The organism is Massilia sp. IC2-278, from assembly GCF_020708045.1.
Taxonomy (GTDB): Bacteria; Pseudomonadota; Gammaproteobacteria; order Burkholderiales; family Burkholderiaceae_D; genus Telluria.
In genome coordinates this window covers 845168-869125 of the sequence record NZ_JAJFES010000001.1, presented here as the reverse complement: position 1 = coordinate 869125, position 23958 = coordinate 845168, and the positions used below count along the sequence as shown (strand labels likewise).

The 23958-nt window shown below is 66.2% G+C and carries 19 protein-coding genes; 11 read left to right on the top strand and 8 right to left on the bottom strand.

Features of this window, described 5'->3' with window-relative positions; translation table 11 throughout:
• The first annotated feature begins 4 nt into the window (after positions 1–4).
• The 3 genes from LK540_RS03760 (at position 5) to LK540_RS03750 (ending at position 4028) form a co-directional block, all read left to right on the top strand.
• Positions 5–1390, top strand: coding sequence for a metallophosphoesterase (locus LK540_RS03760; RefSeq protein WP_229435686.1), 1386 nt, complete (start codon positions 5–7; stop codon positions 1388–1390).
• A 324-nt stretch (positions 1391–1714) separates the two neighbouring features.
• Positions 1715–2899, top strand: a complete 1185-nt coding sequence (locus LK540_RS03755; protein ID WP_229435685.1) for a cation:proton antiporter — start codon at positions 1715–1717, stop codon at positions 2897–2899.
• Between the two features lies 1 nt (position 2900).
• Positions 2901–4028, top strand: a complete 1128-nt coding sequence (locus LK540_RS03750) for a YbdK family carboxylate-amine ligase (protein WP_229435684.1) — start codon at positions 2901–2903, stop codon at positions 4026–4028.
• Positions 4029–4044: 16 nt separating this feature from the next.
• Here the strand turns inward: LK540_RS03750 and LK540_RS03745 are convergent, their stop codons facing one another.
• Positions 4045–4539: a MarR family winged helix-turn-helix transcriptional regulator gene (locus LK540_RS03745; RefSeq protein WP_229435683.1), complete on the bottom strand. Its 495-nt coding sequence runs from the start codon at positions 4537–4539 to the stop codon at positions 4045–4047.
• Between the two features lie 136 nt (positions 4540–4675).
• Here LK540_RS03745 and LK540_RS03740 point away from each other — a divergent pair, with 136 nt between their 5' ends.
• The gene (locus tag LK540_RS03740; protein WP_229435682.1) at positions 4676–7105 is read left to right on the top strand and encodes a transglycosylase domain-containing protein; all 2430 of its coding nucleotides are present in this window, start codon (positions 4676–4678) and stop codon (positions 7103–7105) included.
• Positions 7106–7382: 277 nt separating this feature from the next.
• Here the strand turns inward: LK540_RS03740 and LK540_RS03735 are convergent, their stop codons facing one another.
• The 4 genes from LK540_RS03735 to LK540_RS03720 form a co-directional block, all read right to left on the bottom strand.
• Entirely contained in the window at positions 7383–8222 is an 840-nt protein-coding gene (locus LK540_RS03735; RefSeq protein ID WP_229435681.1) for a glucose 1-dehydrogenase, read from the bottom strand.
• Between the two features lie 43 nt (positions 8223–8265).
• Positions 8266–9408: a mechanosensitive ion channel family protein gene (locus LK540_RS03730; RefSeq protein WP_229435680.1), complete on the bottom strand. Its 1143-nt coding sequence runs from the start codon at positions 9406–9408 to the stop codon at positions 8266–8268.
• 163 nt (positions 9409–9571) lie between these two features.
• Entirely contained in the window at positions 9572–9751 is a 180-nt protein-coding gene (locus LK540_RS03725; RefSeq protein ID WP_229435679.1) for a DUF3606 domain-containing protein, read from the bottom strand.
• A 318-nt stretch (positions 9752–10069) separates the two neighbouring features.
• Positions 10070–11266 (bottom strand): transposase, encoded by a 1197-nt coding sequence (locus LK540_RS03720; protein ID WP_229435678.1) that lies wholly within the window; start codon positions 11264–11266, stop codon positions 10070–10072.
• A 397-nt stretch (positions 11267–11663) separates the two neighbouring features.
• Here LK540_RS03720 and LK540_RS03715 point away from each other — a divergent pair, with 397 nt between their 5' ends.
• The 3 genes from LK540_RS03715 to LK540_RS03705 all read left to right on the top strand — a co-directional run bounded on the left by LK540_RS03715 (position 11664) and on the right by LK540_RS03705 (position 13631).
• The gene (locus tag LK540_RS03715) at positions 11664–11945 is read left to right on the top strand and encodes a hypothetical protein (RefSeq protein ID WP_229435677.1); all 282 of its coding nucleotides are present in this window, start codon (positions 11664–11666) and stop codon (positions 11943–11945) included.
• A gap of 79 nt (positions 11946–12024) precedes the next feature.
• A complete protein-coding gene (locus tag LK540_RS03710; RefSeq protein WP_229435676.1) occupies positions 12025–12342 on the top strand; it encodes a thioredoxin family protein in 318 nt (105 codons plus the stop codon).
• Positions 12339–13631 carry an MFS transporter gene (locus tag LK540_RS03705; protein ID WP_229435675.1) on the top strand — a complete coding sequence of 431 codons (1293 nt, stop codon included), beginning with the start codon at positions 12339–12341 and terminating at the stop codon, positions 13629–13631. Before LK540_RS03710 ends, LK540_RS03705 begins: the two co-directional genes overlap by 4 nt.
• Before the next feature lie 227 nt (positions 13632–13858).
• Here LK540_RS03705 and LK540_RS03700 read toward each other — a convergent pair whose 3' ends face one another.
• Complete coding sequence (locus LK540_RS03700) at positions 13859–14674, bottom strand: DUF481 domain-containing protein (RefSeq protein WP_307729147.1); 816 nt, start codon at positions 14672–14674, stop codon at positions 13859–13861.
• A gap of 280 nt (positions 14675–14954) precedes the next feature.
• On the opposite strand from LK540_RS03700, the gene LK540_RS03695 reads away from it, so the two are divergent.
• Positions 14955–15629 (top strand): class I SAM-dependent methyltransferase, encoded by a 675-nt coding sequence (locus LK540_RS03695; RefSeq protein ID WP_229435673.1) that lies wholly within the window; start codon positions 14955–14957, stop codon positions 15627–15629.
• Positions 15630–15647: 18 nt separating this feature from the next.
• Here LK540_RS03695 and LK540_RS03690 read toward each other — a convergent pair whose 3' ends face one another.
• On the bottom strand, positions 15648–16940 hold the full coding sequence (locus LK540_RS03690) for an NCS2 family permease (RefSeq protein ID WP_229435672.1): 1293 nt from the start codon (positions 16938–16940) through the stop codon (positions 15648–15650).
• Between the two features lie 231 nt (positions 16941–17171).
• Here LK540_RS03690 and LK540_RS03685 point away from each other — a divergent pair, with 231 nt between their 5' ends.
• The 3 genes from LK540_RS03685 to LK540_RS03675 all read left to right on the top strand — a co-directional run bounded on the left by LK540_RS03685 (position 17172) and on the right by LK540_RS03675 (position 22469).
• A complete protein-coding gene (locus LK540_RS03685) occupies positions 17172–19481 on the top strand; it encodes an ATP-binding protein (protein WP_229435671.1) in 2310 nt (769 codons plus the stop codon).
• 53 nt (positions 19482–19534) lie between these two features.
• Complete coding sequence (locus LK540_RS03680; protein WP_229435670.1) at positions 19535–20764, top strand: hypothetical protein; 1230 nt, start codon at positions 19535–19537, stop codon at positions 20762–20764.
• A gap of 529 nt (positions 20765–21293) precedes the next feature.
• Complete coding sequence (locus tag LK540_RS03675; RefSeq protein WP_229435669.1) at positions 21294–22469, top strand: glycosyltransferase; 1176 nt, start codon at positions 21294–21296, stop codon at positions 22467–22469.
• A 309-nt stretch (positions 22470–22778) separates the two neighbouring features.
• On the opposite strand, the gene LK540_RS03670 is transcribed toward LK540_RS03675, so the two are convergent.
• Positions 22779–23873 (bottom strand): mechanosensitive ion channel family protein, encoded by a 1095-nt coding sequence (locus LK540_RS03670; RefSeq protein WP_229435668.1) that lies wholly within the window; start codon positions 23871–23873, stop codon positions 22779–22781.
• Positions 23874–23958 lie beyond the last annotated feature (85 nt).

Sequence of the window (23958 nt, the reverse complement as noted above, 5' to 3'; positions counted from 1 at the left end):
GACCTTGATCTCCTCTTCACGACTTGCGGCGCTGGCCGCCGTAGCCACCCTGGCCGGTTGCGCGGCGTACACGCCCGCGCCATCCCACACCGAATCCGCTTTCGTGCTGATCGGCGAAAACGGCCAGGCCATCGCGCGCGTGATCACTGCCGCGCAAGCCTGCCCGCCGCTGCAGGTCGACGGCCACCTGATCCCGATGCGCGTGCGCGTGCCGTATTCGCCTATCCCGGCGCGCGCCGGCCAGCCGCACACGCCGCCCTCGAGCGCGGTACTGACCTGCGAGGCGCCGATCCCGGCCGGCAGCTTCACGGCGCAGGTGGCCGGGAAGCCGCTGCCGGTTCCGAAGAGCGAGCCGAAACGCATCGTGGTCATCGGCGACACCGGCTGCCGCCTGAAGGGCAAGGACTTCCAGGACTGTAACGATCCGAAAGCATTCCCGTTCTCCACGGTCGCCGCCAGCGCCGCCGCCTTCCGGCCGGACCTGGTGATCCACGTCGGCGACTACCACTACCGCGAAGACCCGTGCCCGAGCGACCGTCCGGGCTGCGCCGGCAGTCCCTACGGCTATGGCTTCGATGCCTGGGCCGCCGACTTCTTCACCCCGGCGAAGTCCCTGCTGGCGGCGGCGCCCTGGGTGGTTGCGCGCGGCAACCACGAGAACTGCGCGCGGGGCGGGCAGGGCTGGTGGCGCTACCTCGATCCGCGTGCCTTCGAGACCGGCCGCGATTGCGACAAGCCGGAAAATGACGCCAGCGGCGACTACAGCGACCCCTACGCCGTGCCGCTTGGCGGCGGGGCGCAGCTGATCGTCTTCGACACCGCCAACACCAGCTACAAGGGCCTGCCGAAGAGCGACGTACGGCGCGCGCGCTATGCCGACACCTACCGCAAGGTCGAGGCGCTGGCGAAGAACGCGCAGTACAACATCGGCGTCGACCACCATCCGCTGTTCGCCTTCGGCGCCAACCGCGACGCCCAGACCGGCGCGATCACCCTGTTCGGCGGCGACAAGGGCTTGCTGGATGCCTTCGGCGACGTCGACCCCGGCTACTTCCCGCGTTCGGTGAGCATGCTGCTGTCGGGCCACGTGCACCTGTGGGAGCAGACCAGCTTCTCGACGCCGCACCCGACCCAGTTCGTGGCCGGCTTCTCGGGCACCGCCGAGGACATCGTGCCGCTGCCCGCCAGCGTAGCGCCGGGCCAGACGCCGGCCCCGGGCGCCATCGTGGAGACGATGAGCTCGTGGATCGACGGCTTCGGCTTCATGACGATGGAGCGTACCGGCCCGGATGCCTGGCGGGTCTTGGTGATGGACCGCGACGGCAGGCAGCGCAACAGCTGCACCGTCAAGGGCAGGCATTCACGTTGCGAGCTGGCACAGGTGAAATAGAAGGGTACCAAGTCATCAATACATTTACCCAAATATAATTGCCAGTAGAATATTTCTCAGGCAATATAGAGCCCATCGGAGCCGCCGCACTGGCGGGCTCGCGATCAGCGATGAGGCGTACTACACGTTTCTTTTGGGCCCCCGGGCACCCCGGGGGCCGTTTTTTGCGGGAGGCCCACCGCCCGGTGGCGCACCCAGGCGTCTGACAAAGGCTTCACGGCGGGAGCATCGTCCAGGACGGCACGCTGCCACGGCAAGACGGTGTGAAGCAGCCATGGAATCTTTGTCAGGCGCTCGTGCTTCCGCACTGCCTGGAGGATGTGCATGCTCGACTATTCCGACCTCGGTCTCCAACTCGCCTGGCCGCTGGCCATGACGCTTGCCTGGATGGCCGGTGAACTGGTCTACCGCTGGACCGCGCTGCCGCGCATCGCCGTCTACGGCCTGGCCGGCTTCGTGTTCGGCAACCTGGCCGCCGGCTACCTGCCGCCCTCGGAAGCCAAGAACTTCATGTGGCTGGCCAACCTCGGCTTCGGCCTGATCCTGTTCGAGCTCGGCTACCGCATCAACCTGCGCTGGCTGAAGAACAATCCCTGGATCGTCCTCACCTCGCTGCTCGAAGCGATCTGCACCTTCGGCGCCGTCTACCTGGTCGCGTCCTGGTTCGGCATGGAACGCCTGCCCGCCGCGCTGACGGCCTCGCTGGCGATGTCGAGTTCCCCGGCCGGCCTGCTGCGCGTGCTGAACGAGCAGGGCGCGTCCGGCCAGGTAACGGAACGGGCCATGCACCTCACCGCCCTGAACTGCGTGATGGCGGTCTTCACCTTCAACATCGTGGTCGGCATCGGCGTGTTCCAGACCTCGGGCGACCTGACCCACGCCGCCGGCAGCAGCGCGCTGGTGCTGGTGGCGTCGAGCGGCCTGGGTGCGCTGTTCGGCGCCCTGGTGCCGCTCTGGCTGCGCATCATCGACGCCTCGCGCGACGGCACCCTGGCGTTTGCCCTGGCGGTGGTGCTGTTGGTGGCGATCACCTCCGTCCTGCCGCTGTCGCCGGTGCTGGCGGCACTCACCTTCGGCCTGGTGGCGCGCCACCGCCGCATCGCCCTCAGCCCGGCCCAGCGCAACTTCGGCGTGCTGGGCGATTTGCTGACGGTGCTGATGTTCTTCTTTGTGGCCACCAAGGTCGAGGTCGAGCAGATCGGCGGCGGCCTGGCCCTGGGCCTGCTGCTGGTGGCGGTGCGCGCCGTCGTGAAGGTCGGCATCTGCACCGCGTTCGCGCGCGTGTCGGGCATTTCGGCGCGCAAGGGCGCCTTGTCCGGCCTGGCGCTCACGCCGATGGCGGTGTTCGCCATCTTGCTGATGGAGCAGACCCGCTGGACCGGCGTCGACCTGTTCGACAGCCTGGCGCCGCTGGCGGCGGTAATGCTGCTGCTCGACGTCGCCGGGCCGATCCTCACGCAACGCGCCGTGATCTGGGCCAACGAAACCCGCACCGGAAAGGAGGCTTGACATGGCCCTCGAACAATTCGCCCAATCCCAGCCGCTCACCATGGGCGTGGAGCTGGAACTGCAACTGGTCAGCCTGTCGGACTTCGACCTGGTGGCGGCCTCGCCCGACATGCTGGAACTGCTGGGCCGCGCGCCTTTCCCCGGCAACGTCACGCCCGAGATCACCGAGAGCATGATCGAGATTAATTCGAGCGTGCATACCCACCACGGCGAACTGCTGAAGGAATTGCGCGAGATCCGCGACACCCTGCTGCGCGCCGGCGACCGCCTGAACGTTGGCGTGTGCGGCGGTGGCACCCATCCGTTCCAGCAGTGGTCGCAGCGGAAGATCTTTTCCAAGCCGCGTTTCCGCGAAGTGTCGGCGCTGTACGGCTACCTGGCCAAGCAGTTCACGGTGTTCGGCCAGCACGTGCACATCGGCTGCGGCTCGGGCGACGAGGCGCTGTTCCTGCTGCATGCGCTGAACCGCTACATCCCGCACTTCATCGCCTTGTCGAGCTCCTCGCCCTTCCTGCAGGGCAGCGACACCCGCTTCAATTCGGCGCGCCTGAATTCGGTCTTCGCGTTCCCGCTGTCGGGCCGCGCGCCTTTCCTGCTCAGCTGGGAGGCATTCGAGCGCGACTACTTCAGGCGCATGGAAAACACCGGCATCGTGCGCAGCATGAAGGATTTTTACTGGGACCTGCGCCCGAAGCCCGAGTACGGCACCATCGAGCTGCGCGTGTGCGACACGCCGCTGACGGTGGAGCGCGCCGCGGCGCTGGCCTGCTACCTGCAGGCGCTGTGTCGGCACCTGCTTGAACGGAACGAACCGCCGCCGCAGGAAGACGACTACCTGGTCTACAACTACAACCGCTTCCAGGCCTGCCGCTTCGGGCTGGACGGCACGCTGGTGCACCCGCAGACCCATGAGACGATCTCGCTGCGCGAAGACATCCTGACGACCCTGCGCCACCTCGAGCCGCACGCCAAGGCGCTGGGCAGCGAGGCGGCGCTGGAACACCTGTACAACGAAACCCATACCGGCAGCGACGCCGCTTTCCTGCGCGCGGCGCACGAGGAAGCGGGCAGCACCGAGGGCATCGTCGATGCGGCGCTGCGCCGCTTCCGCGAGGATTTTCCGGTCTAAGAGCTAGCGCCAGGCCTCAGGCCTGGCCGAGCGGGACATGGGCGTCGGCTTCGTCGGCGGCCAGGCGCACGATCAGCATGGCGAGGTCGTGCTCGAGGCGGGCGAGGGTGGCCGCATCCAGGCTGGCCAGGGCGTCGGGCAGCACACCTACGAAAGGCTGGGGCGCACGCTGCAGCACGGCGTCGGCGGCGGGCAGGGTGCGCAGGGCAACGCCGCGCCGATCCTGGCCTTCGCGTGCGCTGGCAATCAGCCCACGGCCGCTCAGTGCGCGCACCAGGTTGCTGGCGGTGGACTGGTGGATGTCGAGGGCGCGCGCCAGCTCGGTCACGCCAATGCCGGGCGACTGGGCGATCACCGACAGGGCCCAGAGCTGGGCGCCGCCCAGGCCGGCGTCGCGCTCGACCTGGCGGAAATGGCTTTTCACCGAATTGAAGACGATACGGAATTGGCGCAATACCCGGGTTTCGGGAGCGAGCCCGTCCGCCTCGCCTTGGTTGTTCTGTTGGGACATACCATTATCATAGCGGAAACCGTTCTAATTTTGGTAACGCTGCACGCGTGCCGTTGCAAGTCAGGAACTTGGCCGGGGTCGGCTATACTTGCCATTCAGCGCAATACAGAACGCAATACAGCAGGCAAGGACACCAGTGGACCAGGAAGAACAACAAGAACGCGAGCAAGAGCGCGGCATCCGCCGGCAGGCGACAACATGGATTCATGGCGCAGGCAACAAGGCGCGGGCGGGCTTCCGGCACGCGCTTGGCATCCTCGACGGGCGGCCGCGCTGGGAACAGGCGGTCCTGATCGGGCTGTGGTCCTTCGCGGCGCTGCTGATCGCGCTGCTGGTCTATCTGATGATCCTGATTCCGCTCACCCCGGGCATCGACGACCTGAAGCAGGTGAGCAGTGCGCGCCCGAGCGTGATGGTCTCCAGCGACGGCAAGGAACTGGGCACCTTCGAGCAAGGGCTGCAGGAGCGCGTAAAGCTGTCGCAGGTGTCGCCGCACGTGGTCACCGCCCTGATCTCCACCGAAGACCATCGTTTCTACGACCACCACGGCGTCGACTTCACGCGCATCGCCGGCGCGCTCGTGGCCAGCCTGAAGGGCGACGCCCAGGGCGGCTCGACCATCACCCAGCAGCTGGCGCGCAACATGTTCCCCGAAGAGATCGGCCGTGCGCGCAGCATCAACCGCAAACTCAAGGAACTGATCACCGCGATCAAGATCGAGAACACCTACAGCAAGACCGAGATCCTCGAGGCTTACCTGAACACGGTGCCCTTCCTGTACAACGCGCGCGGCATCGAGATGGCGGCGCGCACTTATTTCGGCAAGCCGGCCCTGAAACTCGACGTGCTGGAAGCGGCGACCCTGGTCGGCATGCTGAAGGGGACCTACTACTACAACCCGGTGACCAATCCCGAGCGCTCGCTCGGCCGCCGCAACGTGGTGCTGGGCCAGATGTACAAGCACGGCGCCTTTGACGAGAAGCGCTTCAAGGCCTTGACGAAACGCCCGCTGCGCCTGCGCTTCGAACGCCAGCTGGACCGCAGCGGACGCGACAACCACTTCACCGCCCACGTGCGCAAGTGGCTGCTCGAATGGGCCGACGAGAACGACTACGACCTGCAGCTGGACGGCCTGCGCGTCGAGACCACGCTCGACGCCGAGCTGCAGCAGGCGGCGCTGCGCGCAGTGGAGCGCCAGGCCGGCGCGCTGCAGGCGGTGGCCGACGTCGAATGGGCCAATCCCGGCCTGCCGAATTCCAGCTCCACCGGCACCTACGCGGCGATCCGCCCGAACATCAAGCCCTTCGACTATTACTGGCTGTCGCATGCCGCGCAACTGGACGCTTTTGTCCGCGAAAGCGGCGAGTACCGGCGCGCGGTGGAAGGCGGCGAGGCACCTGCCGCAGCCCTGAAGCGGCTGAAGGGCGACCGCACGTTCATGCGCGAGCTGAAAGAGGGCAAGTCGCGCCTGGAAGCCGGCTTCGTGGCGATGGACCCGGCCACCGGCGAAGTGAAGGCCTGGGTCGGCAGCCGCGACTTCGCGCGCGACCAGTACGACCACGTGGCCCAGGCCGCGCGCCAGCCGGGATCGACCTTCAAGCCCATCGTGTACGGCGCGGCGCTGGAAAACGGCATCCCGCCCGAGCAGACCTATGTCGACACGGTGATGGAATTCGACATGGGCAACGGCAAGGTCTGGCGCCCGACCGACATGTCCGGCACCAGCGGGCGCCAGATCTCGATGCGCGAAGGCCTGGTGCACTCGAAGAACACGATCACGGCGCAGGTGATGCAGGACGTCGGCCTGCCGTCGGTGATCAAGCTGGCGAAAAACATGGGCATCCGCCAGAGCAAGCTCGAATCCGTGCCTTCGCTGGCGCTGGGCACCAGCCCGGTGACGCTGCTGGAAATGGTGAACACCTATTCGACCATCGCCGCCCAGGGCGAATACCGCAAGCCGGTGTTCGTGCGCCGCATCCTCGACCGCGACGGCAAGGTGGTGGCCGACTTCGCCACCGTGGCGTCGGAGCGCGCCATGTCGCAGGCCGCGAGCGAGACCCTGATCGACATCCTGCGCGGGGTGGTCAACCGCGGCACGGGTACGGCGGTGCGCTACCGCTTCGGCGTGACCGGCGACGTGGCCGGCAAGACCGGCACCACCCAGAACAATGCGGACGGCTGGTTCATCCTGATGCATCCGAACCTGGTGGCCGGGGCCTGGGTCGGCTTCAACGACAACCGCGTGACCATGCGCAGCAATTACTGGGGGCAGGGCGGGCACAACGCGATCTTGCTGGTCGGCGACTTCTTCAAGACCGCGCTGGACGAGGGCAAGATCGACAAGGAGGCGCTGTTCCCGGGTGGGCGCAAGCCGGAACCGGTGCACCGGCGCGCGGAGCCCGAGGAAGAGTTCATCGATGAAGAGGAGCTGAACGAAGGCGTGCCGGCGGATGAGGCGGTCGAGGTGACGCCGGTGGAAGACGAGGCGGTGGAAGTGGAGACGGTGCCGGAGGAAGAGATTCCGCCGCCACCACCGCCGACGCCGGTTCCGGCGCCGGAATATTGATCCGTCCATCGACGCTGCTGGGCTTCAACGGAATGGCGGGGGTCGATTCGCCGCCGAAGCCGATGGCTTGAACCGTACGGTGGGCACGCCGTGCCCACGCGGAATGGCGCGCGGTGATAGCGCTGTAATACGCCGAAACGGAAGCGCCGCGTTGACGCTTCTGGATGCGTCAACGCGGCGCTTGTTTTTCGATCGGCTCGGACGCCAACACCGCGCCAGCTTCCGCGTGGGCACGGAGTGCCCACCGTACCGTCGCCGTTACGGGCTGGTGCGAAGCTTACAAAATCGGCGTCCCACCCGTCACCGCGATCCGCGCACCCGACACATAACTCGCCTGGTCCGACGCCAGCATCACGTACACCGGCGCCACTTCGGCCGGCTGCCCCGGCCGCTTCATCGGCACCTGCGAGCCGAAACTTTCCACTTCCTCCGGCGGCATGGTCGACGGAATCAGCGGTGTCCAGATCGGCCCCGGCGCCACCGAATTCGCGCGGATGCCCTTGTCCGCCAGCAGCTGGGCCAGGCCGGCCGTGAAGTTGGCGATCGCGCCCTTGGTCGTGGCATAGGCGAGCAGGGTCGGCTTCGGCTTGTCGGAATTGATCGAGCTGGTGTTGATGATCGAGGAACCCGGCTTCATGTGCTTCACCGCCGCTTTGCAGATGTGGAACATGGCCGTGATGTTCACCTGGAAGGTGTAGTCCCATTCTTCGTCGGGAATCTCTTCCAGCGACTCGCGCGTCATCTGGAAGGCGGCATTGTTCACCAGCACGTCGATGCGGCCGAACTCCTGCACCGCCTTGTCGACGATGGCGCGGCAGTGGGCCGGGTCGGCGATGTCGCCCGGCACCAGCACGGCCTTGCGGCCGGCTTCCTCGACCAGGCGCGCGGTTTCCTTCGCGTCGTCGTGCTCGTTCAGGTAGGCGATCAGCACGTCGGCCCCTTCGCGCGCAAAGGCGAGGGCGACGGCGCGGCCGATGCCGCTGTCGCCACCGGTGATGATGGTGGCCTTGTCCTGGAGCTTGCCGGAACCCTGGTAGCTGGTCTCGCCGTGGTCGGCCTTCGGCGTCAGTTGCGATTCAGTACCGGGTGGCTGCTGTTGTTGCGTGGGCTGGTTCATCGAAACATTCCTCCTTGCGTCAATCGATTGGTGGACCGGAACCTCAGGCGCCATGCGGCAGGCTGCGCAGGGTTGCCGGCGGTCGGACCCGGCCTTCGGCCGGGAGTTCGGGTGCGGCGTCGACCAGCGCTTCCTGCAGCAGCAGTTGCTGGGCGCGCGGCGCGGTCGAGATGTTCAGCTCGGCGAACATCTGCATCGCCGCCAGCAGGATTGCCTGCTGGGTATTCATGAACAAATCGTAGTCCGCGGTCTGCATGGTGTAGACGACTTCGTACTCGATGAAGTTCTGGTCGTACTTGCTCAGGTGGGCGCGGCCGAAGATCACCTGGTCCTGCGCCTCGATGATGGCCTTGACCGCCTCCGGCACCTTCGCCGCCAGCGCCGCCGGCGTGTCGGGATGGGCGCGCAGGTTGAACACCACGCGCCGCGTCTGCATGCGCTTGAAGTTCGACACCGTGTCCTTCAGCAGCGAGGCGTTCGAGATCACGATCTGCTCGCCGCTCGAGGCGCGGATGCGGGTTGTCTTCAGGCCGACCTTTTCCACCGTGCCCGAGATGCTGCCGGTGGAGATGAAGTCGCCCACCTCGAAGGGCTTGTCGAGCGCGATCGAGAGCGAGGCGAACAGATCGCCCAGCACGTTCTGCACCGCCAGCGCGATGGCGATACCGCCGATACCGAGGCTGGCAACAAAGGTGCTGACGTCGATCCCCATGTTCGACAGCAGCGCGAGGGCAAAGATCACCCAGACCGCCGTCTGCAGCACCCAGATGATGAGGGTGTGGGCGATCGTCACCTGGCCGTCGTTGCCGTGATGCGAATGGGTGCGGAAGTAGCGGCTGGCCGTGACCTTGACCGCATTGTGCAGGTAGATCGCCAGCTGCAGGCCGAGGGTCAGGAACCACAGGTGGCCGACGCGCGCGTTCCAGGGCGGCGGCAGGTCGAGGGCGGACAGGCCGATCAGGATGGCGGTGGCCAGCACCACCAGGTTGCTGGTGCGGGCCAGGGTGCGGCGCAGCACTTCGGCGACCGGACGGTGGGCGGCTTCGTCGCTCAGCTGGTCGAGGCGGCGCCGGAACAGGACCAGCGCGGTATGGATGGCGAGGAAGGCGGCCACTGCCAGGCCGGCGGCGAACAGGGCGTTCGTCAGCGAGATGTCGAGGGATGCGATAAAGGCGCGGATATCCACATTGGGCTCCTTTCATGGAAGAGGTGGCGCAAGGGCGCGCGGACGAATGGCGGCAAGCGCCGGCGGCGCGGGCCGCCGGGTGCGCTGCCGCGGCTGGCGGGCCGGAAGCCGGGCCAGGCGCGGCAGGGGATGGACGCACGAAGCGTCCGGGGGAAGCTGCGTCTTACTTTTTACCGAGGTGTTCGCGCACGGCGCTGACCGAAGGGCCGACCGCTTTCACGGCTTTTTCGAGCTCTTCCTTGGACACGCCCAGCGCTTCGGTCCAGTGGCGCACTTCGTAGTCCTCGTGCACGTTGATACGGGAACGGTCTTGTTGGCCGCGGTTTTGCAGATTGTCGGACATGATGGCCTCCTATTGACGAGTTTGAATCCAATATGCCAGCGGCCCCGGGCATAGTCCGTTAAGCACTTCACCTTCTGCTTGCATTTCTTATATGCAGCTGTGCTCATAAATATTCCGTCAGTCCGCAGGAAAACTTGCGCGAAATCAGCCTCGATGTACGCAGTCAGAGAGGTCCTACACCAATCCAGCAGTCCTCTCCACCTGCACGGCAAACGGCAAAGCACCTTTCGACTGGAACCCAGCGCATTATTTGCTAGTGGGCACTGCCCACTTCAGTACCGACGAAGACATCTTCCGTTCTCCCAGGCTGACACGAAGCTAAGCACAGCCAGCTTCTTTGCTGGGTTCCTGCTTCACTGGGGCCGGTTTCGCCCTGCGCTCACGCGCAGGACCAGTGCCTTCCCCTCGACAGGCCGACACGGTGGAACTCACCGCGATGTTTCTCAGATTAATTGCCGCATTGATATCCCTACTGTGGAGTGTTGCGCATTCTGGACAGGTCCACTGTCGCATTCCCAAGCTGAGCTTGTCGAACTTGCTTCCACAGCTTGAGCACGTCTTGCTACTGGCGTACCAGCGATCCGCGATGATCACTTGGCTGCCATAAAGCTTTGCTTTGTACTCGAGCTGGCGGCGTAGCGTACTAAACCCCATGTCGGCAACCGCCCGCGACAGACGGCGGTTACCGAGCATGCCCTTGACGTATAAGTCTTCGATACCAATGGTGTGGAAACGTCGGGTGATGCTGGTGGTGAACTGATGCAGGCCGTTAGCTCGCACATTGGCGATCCTGCAGTGCAACCGTGCCAGCTTGCCTCTCGCCTTGTTACGATTGCGCGAACCTTTTATCTTGCGTGACAGGCTGCGTGACAGACGCCGCACGCGACCGAGCAAGGCACCCAGAGCTTTAGGGCCGGAGACAATTTCGCCTGTCGATAAGGTAGCCAAATGCGTTACACCCAGATCGATCCCCACCGCGCCTTGATTCTCGGCTTGCGATGGTCGGAGTTCGGTGTCGACAGTGACGCTGGCATACCAATGATCGGCAACGCGTGAGATAGACGCGGAGATAATTCGTCCTGAAAACCGCAAAGCTTCCCGCATCTTCAGCCAACCGAGCTTGGGAATACGGATGCGCTGTCCTGCTATGCGTAACTGGTCGTTAGTAACCGAAAACCGGTCGTCGCAGCCTTTGCGTCGGAACTTCGGGTAGCGTGCCCGCTTTTCGAAGAAATTCTGGAAAGCTCGGCCGAGCTGGATGATCGCCATCTGCGGCGCGTTTTTAGTCACCTCCAGCATCCAGGGGAATTGTGCACGCTTGATAGCGTTGAGCTGGCGCCGCAATGCTGCCGCGTTCGGCTTCGGCAAGGTAGGATTCCCTTTGTATGCTTCGTACTGCCGCTGCCACTCGTTCAATGCCCAGTTATAGGCGAATCGAGCAGTTCCGGCAGCGCGCGCCAGATGTGTTGCCTGAACTTTGCTAGGATCGAGACAGATGCGGTGCGCTAGGAGCATAGCGCCTCCTCAACCGGAGTCATCCGGCTGTTGGTTCGCTTCCGGTTAGCGTAGTTGTAGCTTCCGACATCCGGCAAACGCCCGTTGCTTGCACAAGACGCCTGCGGAACGACTTGGATTTCGGGGCGCAAGGCGTCTAACAAGCAGCAATGCTGGCCGTCCTCGGCCGTATTTGGAGTTGACCTGCTACCGCAGTCTCGGTCTCGGTCTCGGTCTCGGTCTCGCAAAACGTTTGTCCAAAGGCTACGTGCCTGCGCGGTCTCGCTAATGAAATATTTGTACTCATGTTCATATGACTAGGCACAGCTATAACAAGTTCACGCCAGCGTTACGAACATGAAGGACATCAGCCCGCCACCGGTGGCGTCTGAAGTTTCCTTGCACTTAACCCTCCCCGATGATTCCCCACATCGCACGCGTAGGCAACGACCTGGCAATCGAGAAGGACAAGCTGGCCGACCTGATCGTCGTGAACGGCAACCCGCTGCAGGACCTGAAGGCGGCCGCCGACGTGCGCCTGGTGATCAAGAACGGGCGCGTGTTTACCCAGGACGAGATCCTGGCGCCGGCGCGCACGAAGGAACAAGTCGAGGCACGGCGTCTCGCTTTGCAGGCCCAGGAACGCCTGTGCCGCGAGCAGCCGCACCATTGCGAAAGCGAGGAGGGCCATGCGCATTGAATGAAAAGTTGCACGACTAACTCTTCCATGGCGTTTTGAGGTAGGCTTATTACATAAAACACCATGGAGGAGCCAACGTATGACCTATGAAACAACCCAGCCGGAGCGCAGCGCGATAGATGCGGCCTCCGGCATCACCGCCCTCGACTTCGGCACCAACTGGTGCGGCTATTGCCGCGCCGGCGAACCGCTGATCGAGCAGGCCTTGCAGGACTACCCGCAGGCGAAACACATCAAGGTCGAGGATGGCCCCGGCCGGCCGCTGGGCCGCTCGTTCCGCATCAAGCTGTGGCCGACCGTGGTGGTCATGAAGGACGGCGTGGAAGTGGCGCGCGTGACCCGCCCGGTCGACGCCGACGAAGTCCGTCAGGCCTTGAGCAAGGCGGGCAATCCATGACCGCGCCGAAGAACCGCGCGCGCACGGTTTTGTTCGCAAGCCTGATCGGCACCACCATCGAATTCTTCGACTTCTACATCTACGCCACGGCGGCGGTGCTGGTCTTCCCGAAGCTGTTCTTCCCGGGCTCGGACCCGACTGCCGCCATGCTGCAGTCGTTTGCCACCTTCGCGATCGCCTTCTTCGCGCGCCCGATCGGCTCGGCCGTGTTCGGCCACTACGGCGACCGCATCGGCCGTAAAGCCACGCTGGTGGCGGCCCTGCTGACCATGGGTATCTCGACCATCGTGATCGGCCTGCTGCCGACCTACGCTGCCATCGGCACGCTGGCGCCGCTGCTGCTTGCCCTGTGCCGCTTCGGCCAGGGCCTGGGCCTGGGCGGCGAATGGGGCGGGGCGGTGCTGCTCGCCACCGAGAATGCGCCGCCGGGCAAGCGCGCCTGGTACGGCATGTTCCCGCAGCTGGGCGCGCCGATCGGCTTCTTCCTGTCGGGCGGCACCTTCCTGCTGCTCACGCAGACCCTGAGCGAAGACCAGTTCTTCGCCTGGGGCTGGCGCGTGCCCTTCCTGGCCAGCGCGATCCTGGTGGCCGTCGGCCTGTACGTGCGCCTGAAGATCACCGAAACGCCCGACTTCCAGAAAGTGCTCGATCGCGGCGAGCGCGTGAAGGTGCCGGTCTTGGCCGTGCTGCGCGACCACGGCGGCCCGCTGGTGCTGGGCACGCTGATGGCGCTGTCGACCTTCGTGCTGTTCTACCTGATGACAGTATTCGCGCTGAGCTGGGGCACCACCAGCCTGGGCTTCTCGCGCACCGACTTCCTGTTCATGCAGCTGGGCGCGGTGGTGTTCTTCGGCCTGACGATCCCGCCGTCGGCACTGATCGCCGACCGCTTCGGCCGGCGCGCGGCGATGATCGCGGTGACGCTCGGGATCATCCTCTTCGGCCTGACCTTCGGCCAGCTGTTCGTGTCGGGCCACATGGGCACCGTGATGCTGTTCATGATCATCGGCCTGGGCCTGATGGGGCTGACCTACGGGCCGCTCGGCACACTGCTGGCCGAGCTGTTCCCGCCGGCGGTGCGCTACACCGGCGCCTCGCTGACCTTCAACCTGGCCGGCATCCTGGGCGCCTCGCTGGCGCCCTACATCGCGACCAAGCTGGCGACCGAGTACGGGATCGCGTCGGTGGGCTGGTACCTGTCGGGTGCGGCCTTGCTGAGCCTGGTGGCGCTGATCCTCACCAGCGGCAAGGCGCGCGAGCACGTGCGCGAGAAGGCGGTGGCGGAGTAAGGGAGGCGGCGCCGTGCTGCACGGCGCCGTTGCAGTCCGTAGGGTGGACTCCCGAGTCCACGCGGTAGTGCCCGGGCCTATCGGAATGGGGTTCACAGCCTGCACTGCATGCAGGCGAGGACGTTCGCAAGCGTTGCGGTGTTCTGTGGCACGACCGCGTGGACTCGGGAGTCCACCCTACGGGACTGCTCGAGCATAGGCCGAACGCGTGCCGGCCGGCGAAGCAGTCAGAACGAATACACCAGCGTCAGCGACGTCTGCGTATCGGTGTTCTTCTTGTCCTCGGGGACGTTGGTGTCGTTGCGCGCGCTGAAGGCGGCCTTCATCTGCATCGTGTCGTTGATCTTGGTGCTCAATGCCGATTCCGCGATCGAGTGCACGTTCGAGGTGCCGCGCTCCACGCTCACGGTCTGCACGAAGGCCGCCGAGGGGCTGACCTGCCAGCGGAAGCGCGCCGCGCCGCGCACGGTGAAGCCGTTCTCGGTGTCGCCGCTCTCGCGCTGGCCGGTGAAATAACCCGGACCGATTTCCACGTCGAGCGCCTTGGTGTCGGTGTTGAACAGCTGCGAGCCGTGACCGACCGCGAACGAGGTATAGCGCGTGTAGGCGCCGAACTTGTCGTTCACGTGCGAGCCCAACACAAAGGCGCGCGAGCCTTCCTTCATCAGCTTGTAGGCGGCCTTGGCCGACAAGGCCCAGCGCTCGGCCGAACGCTGGCGGTAGCGTTCGCCGTCGTCGTCGGTGATCTCGTCTTCCTTGAAGTAGCCGCTAAGGATGTACTCGTTGCTCCAGTCGGCGGTCTCGTGGCGGGCGTCGATCTTGCCGGTCACCGAGGTGCCGGTGGTGTTGCCGGTGGTGGTGATCGCGCCCAGCTCGGCCGAGGTGAACCAGCCGCCTTCGGGAATCATGTCGGGACGGGCGACGGTCAGGCCGTTGTGGATGTTGCCGATGGTCGGGAGTTCGTCGGCAGCGCCGCCGGCGGCAGCTGCGACGCCGTGTGCGGATGCCAGCAGGGCCAGCGCGTACAGGGGAAGTGATTTCATAAGCATCGTTGCATCAGGGCCGGGCCGGGGAGGCGCCTGCCGGTCGTTCATTCGAGGAAGGAGCGCCGGTGCACGCCGTGCGGCAGTGGGGCTCGGCGGACATTGTATCCCAGAAGCAGCAGGAACACGCCTTCCGGCGGAACAGAAATCCCGTCTGCGGCGCTGAAGCGACTCAGCCGTCGCGGCGCGGCATTGACAGTCTAACATTATCGTATCATCATAAGTTACATGAAATCACGAGCGCGGCCCGGCGTTCGGCCCCACGCGAAAGAGAGGAAACATGAGCGGATTCAAGGATGCGGCAACAGTCGCCGGCTACACGCAGAACGCCATCAGAATGGTGCCCGGCCTGCACGACCTGCACAGGATGACCGGCGTGCTGCTGGCCGAAGCTGCGCCACCCGACGCACGCATCCTGGTGCTGGGCGCCGGCGGCGGCATGGAGCTGGCGGCGCTGGCGCAGGCCCAGCCGGGATGGCGGTTCGACGGCATCGACCCGTCCGGCCCCATGCTCGACCTCGCCCGGCAAACCGTGGGGCCGCTGATGGACCGGGTGCGGCTGCACGAAGGCTATATCGGGAATGCCCCGCACGCGGAATTCGACGGCGCCTGCTGCCTGCTGACCCTGCATTTCCTGGCGCCGGAGGAGCGGCTGGCGACCCTGCGCGAACTGCAGCGCCGCCTCAGGTCTGGCGCGCGGCTGGTGGTTGCGCACCACAGCTTCGTGGCGGCGGATGCGGACCCGGACCGCTGGCTGCTGCGCAATGCCGGCTTCGCCGCGGCGTCCGGCATGCCGGCGCACCTGGCCGCGAACATCCCGGCATTGCGGTCGCACCTGCCGGTCCTGGCGCCGGAACAGGATGCCGCGCTGCTGGCCGAGGTCGGGTTCGTGGACATCGAGCTGTTCTACTGCGCCTTCAGCTTCAAGGGCTGGGTAGCGCGCAGAGCCGGCTAGCTTGCGGGCAGGTCGCGCTCAGGTGCCTATGTAGACGATCTTGAAGATGAACAGGGCGGCGATGATCCAGACCACCGGCTTGACTTCACGTGCGCGCCCGGTGGTCAGCTTCAGGGCCGCATACGTGATGAAGCCGAAGGCGATGCCTTCCGCGATGGAGTAGGTGAACGGAATGACCAGCGCCGTGATCGCCGCCGGGATGCTCTCGGTGGTGTCGCCCCATTCGATGTCGCCGAGGTCGCGCAGCATGAGGCAGGCCACGAACAGCAGGGCAGGGGCGGTGGCGTAGGCCGGCACCACGCCGGCCAGCGGCGCGATGAACAGGCAGGCCAGGAACAGCGCCGCCACCGCCAGGGCCGTGAGGCCGGTGCGTCCGCCGGCCTGCACGCCGGCCGCGCTTTCGATGTAGGCGGTGGTGCTGGAGGTGCCCAGCACCGAACCGGCGACGATGGCGCCGCTGTCGGCCAGCAGGGCCTTGTTCAGGCGTTCCATCTTGCCCTCGACCAGCAGGCCGGCGCGGCTGGCCACGCCCATCAGGGTGCCGGTGGCGTCGAACAGTTCGACCAGGAAGAACACCAGCACCACGTTCAGGATGCCGACCGACAGGGCGCCCGGGATGTCCAGCTTGAACAGGGTCGGGTCGATCGACGGCGGCATCGAGAAAATGCCCTTGAAGGTATTCCCGCCGAAGAAGAAGCTGAGCACGGTCACCACGATGATGCCGATCAGGATCGCGCCACGCACCTTCAGGCGGTCGAGGGTGACGATCAGGATGAAGCCGACGATGGCCATGACGGCCGGCGGGGCGTGCAGGTCGCCGGCCTTGACCAAAGTAGGCTCGCTGCCGACCACGATGCCGGCGTTCTTCAGCGCGATCAGGGCCAGGAACATGCCAAGGCCGACCGTGATCGCCACCCGCAGCGAATGCGGGATGCCGTTCACGATCATGCCGCGCAAACCGAACACCGACACCAGGATGAACAGGCAGCCCGAGATGAAGACGGCGCCCAGCGCCGCCGGCCAGGCCACGCCCATGCCCAGCACCACGGCGTAGGCGAAGTAGGCGTTCAGGCCCATGCCCGGCGCCATGCCGATCGGGTAGTTGGCGTACAGGCCCATCACCGCCGTGCCGAGGGCGGCGACGATGCAGGTGGCGACGAACACCGCCTCCTTCGGCATGCCGGCGTCGCCCAGGATCGAGGGGTTGACGAAGATGATGTAGGCCATCGTCAGGAAGGTGGTCAGGCCGGCGAGCAGCTCGGTGCGCACGTCGGTGCCGCTTTCCTTGAGTTTGAAGTAATTGTCGAGCATGGGCAGCGCTGCTCCGATGTGAGAATGGTTGGGGGGATTGGATGGGCGAAGCATACACTGCCGCGCACCGCGCCGTCAGCAAGCTTGTCGGAACAGCCATGAAGCTTGCCCGTTCGTCTGCCCGTTGCCGCTCCGCCCCATGTAAATATTCTTTCCTTGATTTATGTTGCAGCATTGGTATCATCGACTTGCTGGCTGTCATGTCGACGGCCGCCAATCTGTGAGCCCGCGATGCGAATCCGTGCCTACCTGTACCTGATGGCCGCAGCAATCATGATACCGGTCGTCCTGTTCGCGGGCCTGGCCCTGCGCCTGCTGCAGCAGGCCGAGGCCGACGCCGCCATGGCCGACATCACCCACACCGCGCGCCGGGTGGCGCTGCTGGTGCAGGACGAGCTGGCCGATACCGAAGTCCACCTGCGCGCGCTGGCCGCCTCGCCGGCCCTGGCCAGCGGCGACCTCGATGCCTTCCGCGAAGAAGCCGTGACCACGCCGCATGGCACCTCGACCTGGATCGTCCTGCTCGACGAAGGGGGGCGCCAGCTGATCAACACCGTGGCGCCGGCCGGCACCCCGCTGCCGCCGGAACCGGTGTCGCCGAACGTCGCCAGCCTGTTCAACCGGCAGCGCGCCGTGGCCACCGACCTGATGCCGGGGCGGGTGAGCGGGCGACTGATGACCTACCTCGCCATCCCGGTGCAGGCCGGCGGGCGCCGCTACGCGCTGGCCGCCGGCTTCAGCAACGAACACTTCCGGCCGCACCTGGGCCAGGACGGCGTGCCGGCCGACTGGCAGGTCGACCTGGTCGACCGCAAGGGCAAGCTGATCGCCTCGAACCTGGGTTCGGTGGAGCTGGTAGGGCAGCCGGCCGCGCCGGCGCTGGCCGAGGCGGCGGCCGGCGCCGCCCAGGGCACGCTCGAACTGGCCCTGCGCCGCGGCGAGCCGGCGCATGCCGCCTGGGTCCAGGTGGGGTCCTGGGGCTGGACCCTGGCCGTGGCGGCGCCGTTGGCCGGGACCGGGCTGGCGCAGGCCGGGCCCCCGCGCCAGCTGGCCGGCGCCGTCCTGCTGGCCGCGCTGGCCTGCGCGGCGCTGCTGGCCACCTGGTTCGCGCGCATGCATGCGCGTTCGATCGGCGTGGCGGTCGATGCCGCCGTGGCGCTCGGGCACGGCGTGCTGCCCGACGCCAGGGGCTCGCGCATCGTCGAGATCGACCGCCTGCTCGATGCCCTGCGCCAGGCCGGCGCCGAACTGCGCCGCGCCCAGGCTTTCCGCGAACACGCCGGCAACGAACGCCAGCTGCTGCTGGAACGCGAGCAGCAGGCGCGCCAGATGGCGGAAGAGGAAAACCGCGCCAAGGACCAGTTCCTGGCCATGCTCGGCCACGAACTGCGCAATCCACTGGCCCCGATCGGCACCGCCGCCCAGCTGCTCAAGATGCCCGGGCTCGACGTGCACCGTGCGCGCTACGCCGCCGACGTGATCGGGCGCCAGATCGAGCACATGAACCGCCTGCTGAGCGACATGCTGGACGTGTCGCGCGTCACGCGCGGGCTGGTCACGCTGAACCTGGACGACATCGACCTGCGCGCCGTGGTCGAACGCGCCGTCGAGCAGACCCGGCCCCTGATGGAGGAATGCCAGCACCGGCTCGAGCTGCGCCTGCCGAAGCACCCGGTGCTGGTGCGCGCCGACCAGACCCGCCTGACCCAGGTGGTGGCGAACCTGCTGACCAACTCGGCCAAGTACACGCCGCCGCGCGGCCACGTCCAGCTGAGCCTGGGCAGCGGCGGCGACGAGGCCACGCTCACCGTGGCCGACGACGGCGAAGGCATCGCCCCGGAACTGCTGCCGCGCGTGTTCGACCTGTTCTCGCAGGGCGAACGCAAGCCGGACCGCCCCCAGGGCGGACTGGGCCTGGGCCTGGCCCTGGTGCGCAGCCTGGTGCAGCTGCACGGCGGCAGCGTCGACGCCAGCAGCCCCGGGCGCGGCGGCGGCAGCATCTTCACCGTGAAGCTGCCGCTGAAGGTCGAGCTGCCGGCCCTGAGCCGGGCGCCGCTGCCAGCGCGCTCGGCCGAGACCGGAGCGGGCGCGCAGCAGCACGCCTTCCCGCCCGCACTCCAGGGCGCGTCCCAGAGTGGCCTGAGGATCATGCTGGTCGACGACAACATCGACGCCGCCGTCAGCCTGTCGCTGCTGCTGGAAGCGGCCGGCGACCACCTGGTGTCGACCTATTACGACGCCGCCAGCGCGCTCGAATGGGCGGCCTTTGAGCGGCCCGACGCATTCATCCTCGACATCGGCCTGCCCGACATGAACGGCTACGAACTGGCGCGGCGCCTGCGCGCGCTGCCGGAATTCTCCGGCACCCTGCTGATCGCGCTGACCGGCTACGGCCAGCTGCAGGACAAGGTGCGGGCGCGCGAAGCCGGCTTCGACCTGCACATCGCCAAGCCGGCCGAACCCGAAGCCATCCTGGCGGCGCTGGCCGGGGTGCGCGTGGCGGGCGCCGAACATCCGGCGGGCGCGCCGACGAACGCGTAAGCCGGACCCCGGATTTGCTAACATGGCGCCTTCATCATTCGAGATCCATGCCCATGCCGAAAAATAAGAAGCCGGTGCCGCGCAAAGGCGCCGCCGCATCCGCCAGCCAGTCCGCGAACGAAGCCGACCTCGATGCCCTGGCCCAGGCCCTGGCCGACCTCGCGCTCGAGGTGGCCGAAGGCGAGGAGGGCGACCCCGAACTGGCCGCCGCGCGCGAAGAGGAACTGGTGGTGGCGGTACGCAAGGCCCTGCGCCGCAAGCGCGACGAAGTGCTGTACGGCGCCATCGAGCTGGCCCGCTACACCGATCCCGAGGCCTGCCGCCTGCTGCGCGCCCACGTGGGCGAACAGGCCGCGACCCTGCACCTGCGCAAGGAAGGCGAGCCGGAACGCGAGATCGACGCCTTCCTGATTCCGCTGTTCGTGCGCAGCGGCGGCGGCCTGGTGGCCGAAGAAACCTTCGGCGACGATGCCGCCTACGAGGAACTCGCGGCCAGCTTCGTTGCCGCCGACCTCGACAGCAAGGACGCGAAGGTGGCGCTGGTGCGCCATGCCTACGACCTGGCCGAGATCGACCACATTCCCTACAGCGCCCTGCAGGAACTGCTGCGCGAGGCGGCAGCCAGCCTCGGCAGCAAGAAGCCGGTGGCGGCGCCGCTGCTGGAAGCGAGCATCCGCGGCTGGACCGGCGAACGCTTCGCCCCCGACGAAGAAGCGATGGAGCTGCGCTTCCTGCTCGGTTTCTCGATGAAGCGCGTGGGCGACCCGTTCTACGAGGTGCCGAAGGACGAGATCGGCGCCGACGTGTATTTCGCCGAGCGCATGCGCCGCTACCGCGCCTGGACCGAACGCGTGACGCCGCTGGTGGCACGCTGCCTGGCCGCCGACCCCGAGCGCCTGGCGATCAGCTTCCTGTACCAGGACCTGTTCTACGGCGCCAAGGAGCAGGGCGTGGCCGAGCTGGCGATGCTCGGGCTGCTGGCGGAAATCAACGGCCTGCTGCTTGAGAAGGAACTGGCGCCGGACGCGGTGCGCGCCGTGGTGGCGCCGCTCGACGGCGGCGACCACGCCACCCTGCGCGTGAACCTGTATGCGCTCGACGGCGGCCCGCCCTGGGGCGGGGTCAGCAAGCCGGTGGACCTGGCGGCCGATCTCGGCGCCGAGGTCGACGAGCTGTGCGACGCGCTCGCTACCATCGGCATCGACGACATCTCGACCGCCGACGGCTTCAGCGAGGATGGCCATCCGGAAGGCGCCCAGCCGTATCCGAACGAGCAGAGTTAATCCTGTACCCGGCCCGGCCGGCTCCCGGCCGGCTTTTTTGATGCGGCCTGCGCCTGCTGCAGTGCAGCATTCTCGGCTGTATTGACCCTGGCGGCCGTGCATTTCGCACGGTCGTTCCTTTCCGCTTTGCCTACAACCTCGTGCTGCCTCCCGCCATGCGAAAAATGGCGCGTACAGCGCTTGCTCAGTGTATTTCAGGGCTGCGCACGATTGCTCAGCTCAGCAATATGGACGAGTTTTCGTAGTTGTTCTTCTTGTATCGAAGTAGGACGATCCCTACAGATGAGGCAGCGCAACACCAGGCTCTCCTATGAGAACGCGATTACTGCTGAGCCAAGATTGTTTCCTCAGCCGAAGCTTGCCATGCATAACTGAAAATAATGGCAAATTTGCATGTTACGATTGTTCGGTCCGGTGTAACAACCCAGCCCGAAACGAAGGCCGCTGCGCCATGCGCCAGCCTTCGGGGCGCCCGTTCTACCCGGCTCCAAGATCAACTAAAACGCCACCAAGGCGAAAGGAAATCAACATGCAGACCCTTATCGTGTTTTGCCACCTCCGTTGGGATTTCGTGTTTCAGCGTCCCCAGCACCTGATGACGCGTCTGGCGGAACACTACAACATCCTCTTCGTCGAGGAGCCGGTGCAAACCGAAGGGCCCGCACACCTGAAGAAAACGGCCGTCGCGCCGAACATCACGGTGTGCCAGCCGCATACCAATGTCCCGCACTACGGCTTCCACGACGACCAGATCCCGGTCCTGCAAGGCCTGCTGTCCGACCTGGTCCCTGAAGGCGAGCGTCCGGTCGTCTGGTTCTACACCCCGATGGCGCTGCCGCTGCTGCAGGGCCTGGACCCGGCGCTGGTCGTGTACGACTGCATGGACGAACTGTCCGCCTTCAAGAACCCGCCGAAGCAGCTGCTGCAGCGCGAATCGGCCCTGCTGAACATCGCCGACCTGGTCTTCACCGGCGGCCCGAGCCTGTACGAAGCCAAGAAGAACCGTCACCCGAACGCCCACTGCTTCTCGAGCAGCGTCGACGCCGCCCACTTCCGCCAGGCCCTGGACGCCGCCATCTCGCACCCCGAGCAGGCCCACGTTGCCGGTCCGCGCCTGGGCTTCTACGGCGTGATCGACGAGCGCTTCGACACCGGCCTGGTGCGCGAGATGGCCGCCGCCCACCCGGAATGGCAGATCGTGCTGGTCGGCCCGGTCGTGAAGATCGACCCGGCCGAGCTGCCGCGCGCCGAGAACGTGCACTACATGGGCCAGCGCGGCTACCAGGAACTGCCGAAGTTCCTGGCCGGCTGGGACGTCTGCCTGCTGCCGTTCGCCATGAACGAATCGACCAAGTTCATCAGCCCGACCAAGGTGCTGGAGTACATGGCAGCCGAAAAGCCGAGCGTCAGCACCCCGATCACCGACGTCAAGGTGCCATACGGCGACGTGGTGGCGATTGCCGAAACCCCGGCCGAGTACATCGCCGCCTGCGAACGCATGCTGGCCCAGTCGGCCGAAGAGAATGCGGCCATGGCCAAGCGCATGCGCGAAGTCGTCGCCAACACCTCGTGGGACAAGACCGCCGCCCGCATGCATGAGCTGATCAGCAACGCCGTGCCGGGCAACAAGGCCCGTCCGGCGCCGGTGGTTACCGAGGCCGTGATCGAGAAGCGCGTCGAGCCGCTGCCGGTGCAGGCTGCGTAAGCGATTCAGGTTGTATGAGAAGCCCGCCCGGCGACAGCCTGGCGGGCTTTTTTGCGTGCGTGAAGGAGTCACGACAGCGACTCATATCGAACACGGGCCGGTAGGGTGGGCACCCCGTGCCCACGCGGTACGTGCTGATCCTTGCACCCGTGGCGGGAGGATGTCGCTCGTGTCGCCGAGCGAAGCCCCCGCCGGGTGGTCGGTTTGCCTTCGTCGCATGCGTATCGAGCGTTACCTCACTGCAGCGAACTTCGGAGCCGCGCGTACCGCGTGGGCACGGAGTGCCCACCCTACCACAGCGTTGCGCCTTTAATGTTTGAAGGACGCACCCGGTGGCGCAGCCATCGCGGGATGCGGTGCGCCACCATTCCCGTCCGCCAGCCGCACGATCGACAGCGGATGCGCAAACCGTATCCCTTCGCGCTCGAACCTGCGGTAGATCTCGAGCAAAATCGCCTGCTGGGTATCCATGTGCGCGATGTAGTCCGGGCTCTGGAAGTGATACACGACCTCGAAATTGAGCGACCACTCGCCGTAGTTGAAGAAGTGCGCCCGCTCGAAGGCGGCCCTGGGAGCGGCCGCCACCACTTCCCGGATCAGCTCCGGAATGCGTGCTAGCTGCTGCTCGCTGCTGCCGTAGGCAACGCGCAGCACAAAGGCCACGCGCCGGGTTTCCATGCGCTTGTGGTTGTGGATGCGGCTCTTGAGCAGGTCGCCGTTCGAGAAGATCACCTGTTCGCCGCCCAGCCCGCGCAGGCGCGTGGTCTTCAGGCCGATGTGCTCGACCGAGCCCAGCACGTCGCCGACGATGATGAAGTCGCCGATCTCGAAGGGCTTGTCGAGCATGATGGAAAGCGAGGCGAACAGGTCGCCCAGGATGTTCTGCACCGCCAGCGCGACCGCGATGCCGCCCACGCCCAGGCTGGCCACCAGGGCCGTGATGTTGAAGCCGAAATTATCCAGCACCATCAGGAAGGCGACCACCCACAGCGCCAGGCGCGACAGGAAGCAGATGATGGTGCGCGAGGCCTTGCGGCCGTCGCTGGCGATGTAGTGGTCGCGCCAGGCGCGCAGCAGGGTGTCGCCCCAGATCGCCAGCTGCAGGATCAGGGCCGCGATCGCCACCCGCGAGACGATCAGGTGCTGCTTGTCGCTCAGTTCCAGGGCCAGGGCGCCGAGATAGGCCGCCATCGCCAGCATGATGAGGATGTAGGTCTTGCGCAGCATTTGACCCAGCAGCTCGTTGACGCTGATATCGGCCAGCCCGTCGGTGCGCCGCGACGCCGCCTGCAGGCGGTGCAGGACGAAACGGCGCACCCAGTACAGGGCGAGCGTCACGCCGAGGGTGATGGCGACGGCCAGCGCCCAGCTTTCGAGGTTGTTGTTGAGGAAGGTAACGTGCATCCGGGCTCCGGCCAAGCTTGTCATCACTTAGTGTGCTGTGGCCCGCGGGCGGAGCGCGCACAATTGACACTCGGCAGGAAGCGTC

Bases quoted from the DNA above. Each gene is read 5' to 3' on its own strand.
- LK540_RS03755 (WP_229435685.1), top strand. From the start codon at position 1,715: ATGCTCGACTATTCCGACCTCGGTCTCCAACTCGCCTGGCCGCTGGCC.
- LK540_RS03750 (WP_229435684.1), top strand. From the start codon at position 2,901: ATGGCCCTCGAACAATTCGCCCAATCCCAGCCGCTCACCATGGGCGTG.
- LK540_RS03745 (WP_229435683.1), bottom strand. From the start codon at position 4,539: ATGTCCCAACAGAACAACCAAGGCGAGGCGGACGGGCTCGCTCCCGAA.
- LK540_RS03735 (WP_229435681.1), bottom strand. From the start codon at position 8,222: ATGAACCAGCCCACGCAACAACAGCAGCCACCCGGTACTGAATCGCAA.
- LK540_RS03725 (WP_229435679.1), bottom strand. From the start codon at position 9,751: ATGTCCGACAATCTGCAAAACCGCGGCCAACAAGACCGTTCCCGTATC.
- LK540_RS03720 (WP_229435678.1), bottom strand. From the start codon at position 11,266: ATGCTCCTAGCGCACCGCATCTGTCTCGATCCTAGCAAAGTTCAGGCA.
- LK540_RS03715 (WP_229435677.1), top strand. From the start codon at position 11,664: ATGATTCCCCACATCGCACGCGTAGGCAACGACCTGGCAATCGAGAAG.
- LK540_RS03710 (WP_229435676.1), top strand. From the start codon at position 12,025: ATGACCTATGAAACAACCCAGCCGGAGCGCAGCGCGATAGATGCGGCC.
- LK540_RS03705 (WP_229435675.1), top strand. From the start codon at position 12,339: ATGACCGCGCCGAAGAACCGCGCGCGCACGGTTTTGTTCGCAAGCCTG.
- LK540_RS03700 (WP_307729147.1), bottom strand. From the start codon at position 14,674: ATGAAATCACTTCCCCTGTACGCGCTGGCCCTGCTGGCATCCGCACAC.
- LK540_RS03695 (WP_229435673.1), top strand. From the start codon at position 14,955: ATGAGCGGATTCAAGGATGCGGCAACAGTCGCCGGCTACACGCAGAAC.
- LK540_RS03690 (WP_229435672.1), bottom strand. From the start codon at position 16,940: ATGCTCGACAATTACTTCAAACTCAAGGAAAGCGGCACCGACGTGCGC.
- LK540_RS03685 (WP_229435671.1), top strand. From the start codon at position 17,172: ATGCGAATCCGTGCCTACCTGTACCTGATGGCCGCAGCAATCATGATA.
- LK540_RS03680 (WP_229435670.1), top strand. From the start codon at position 19,535: ATGCCGAAAAATAAGAAGCCGGTGCCGCGCAAAGGCGCCGCCGCATCC.
- LK540_RS03675 (WP_229435669.1), top strand. From the start codon at position 21,294: ATGCAGACCCTTATCGTGTTTTGCCACCTCCGTTGGGATTTCGTGTTT.
- LK540_RS03670 (WP_229435668.1), bottom strand. From the start codon at position 23,873: ATGCACGTTACCTTCCTCAACAACAACCTCGAAAGCTGGGCGCTGGCC.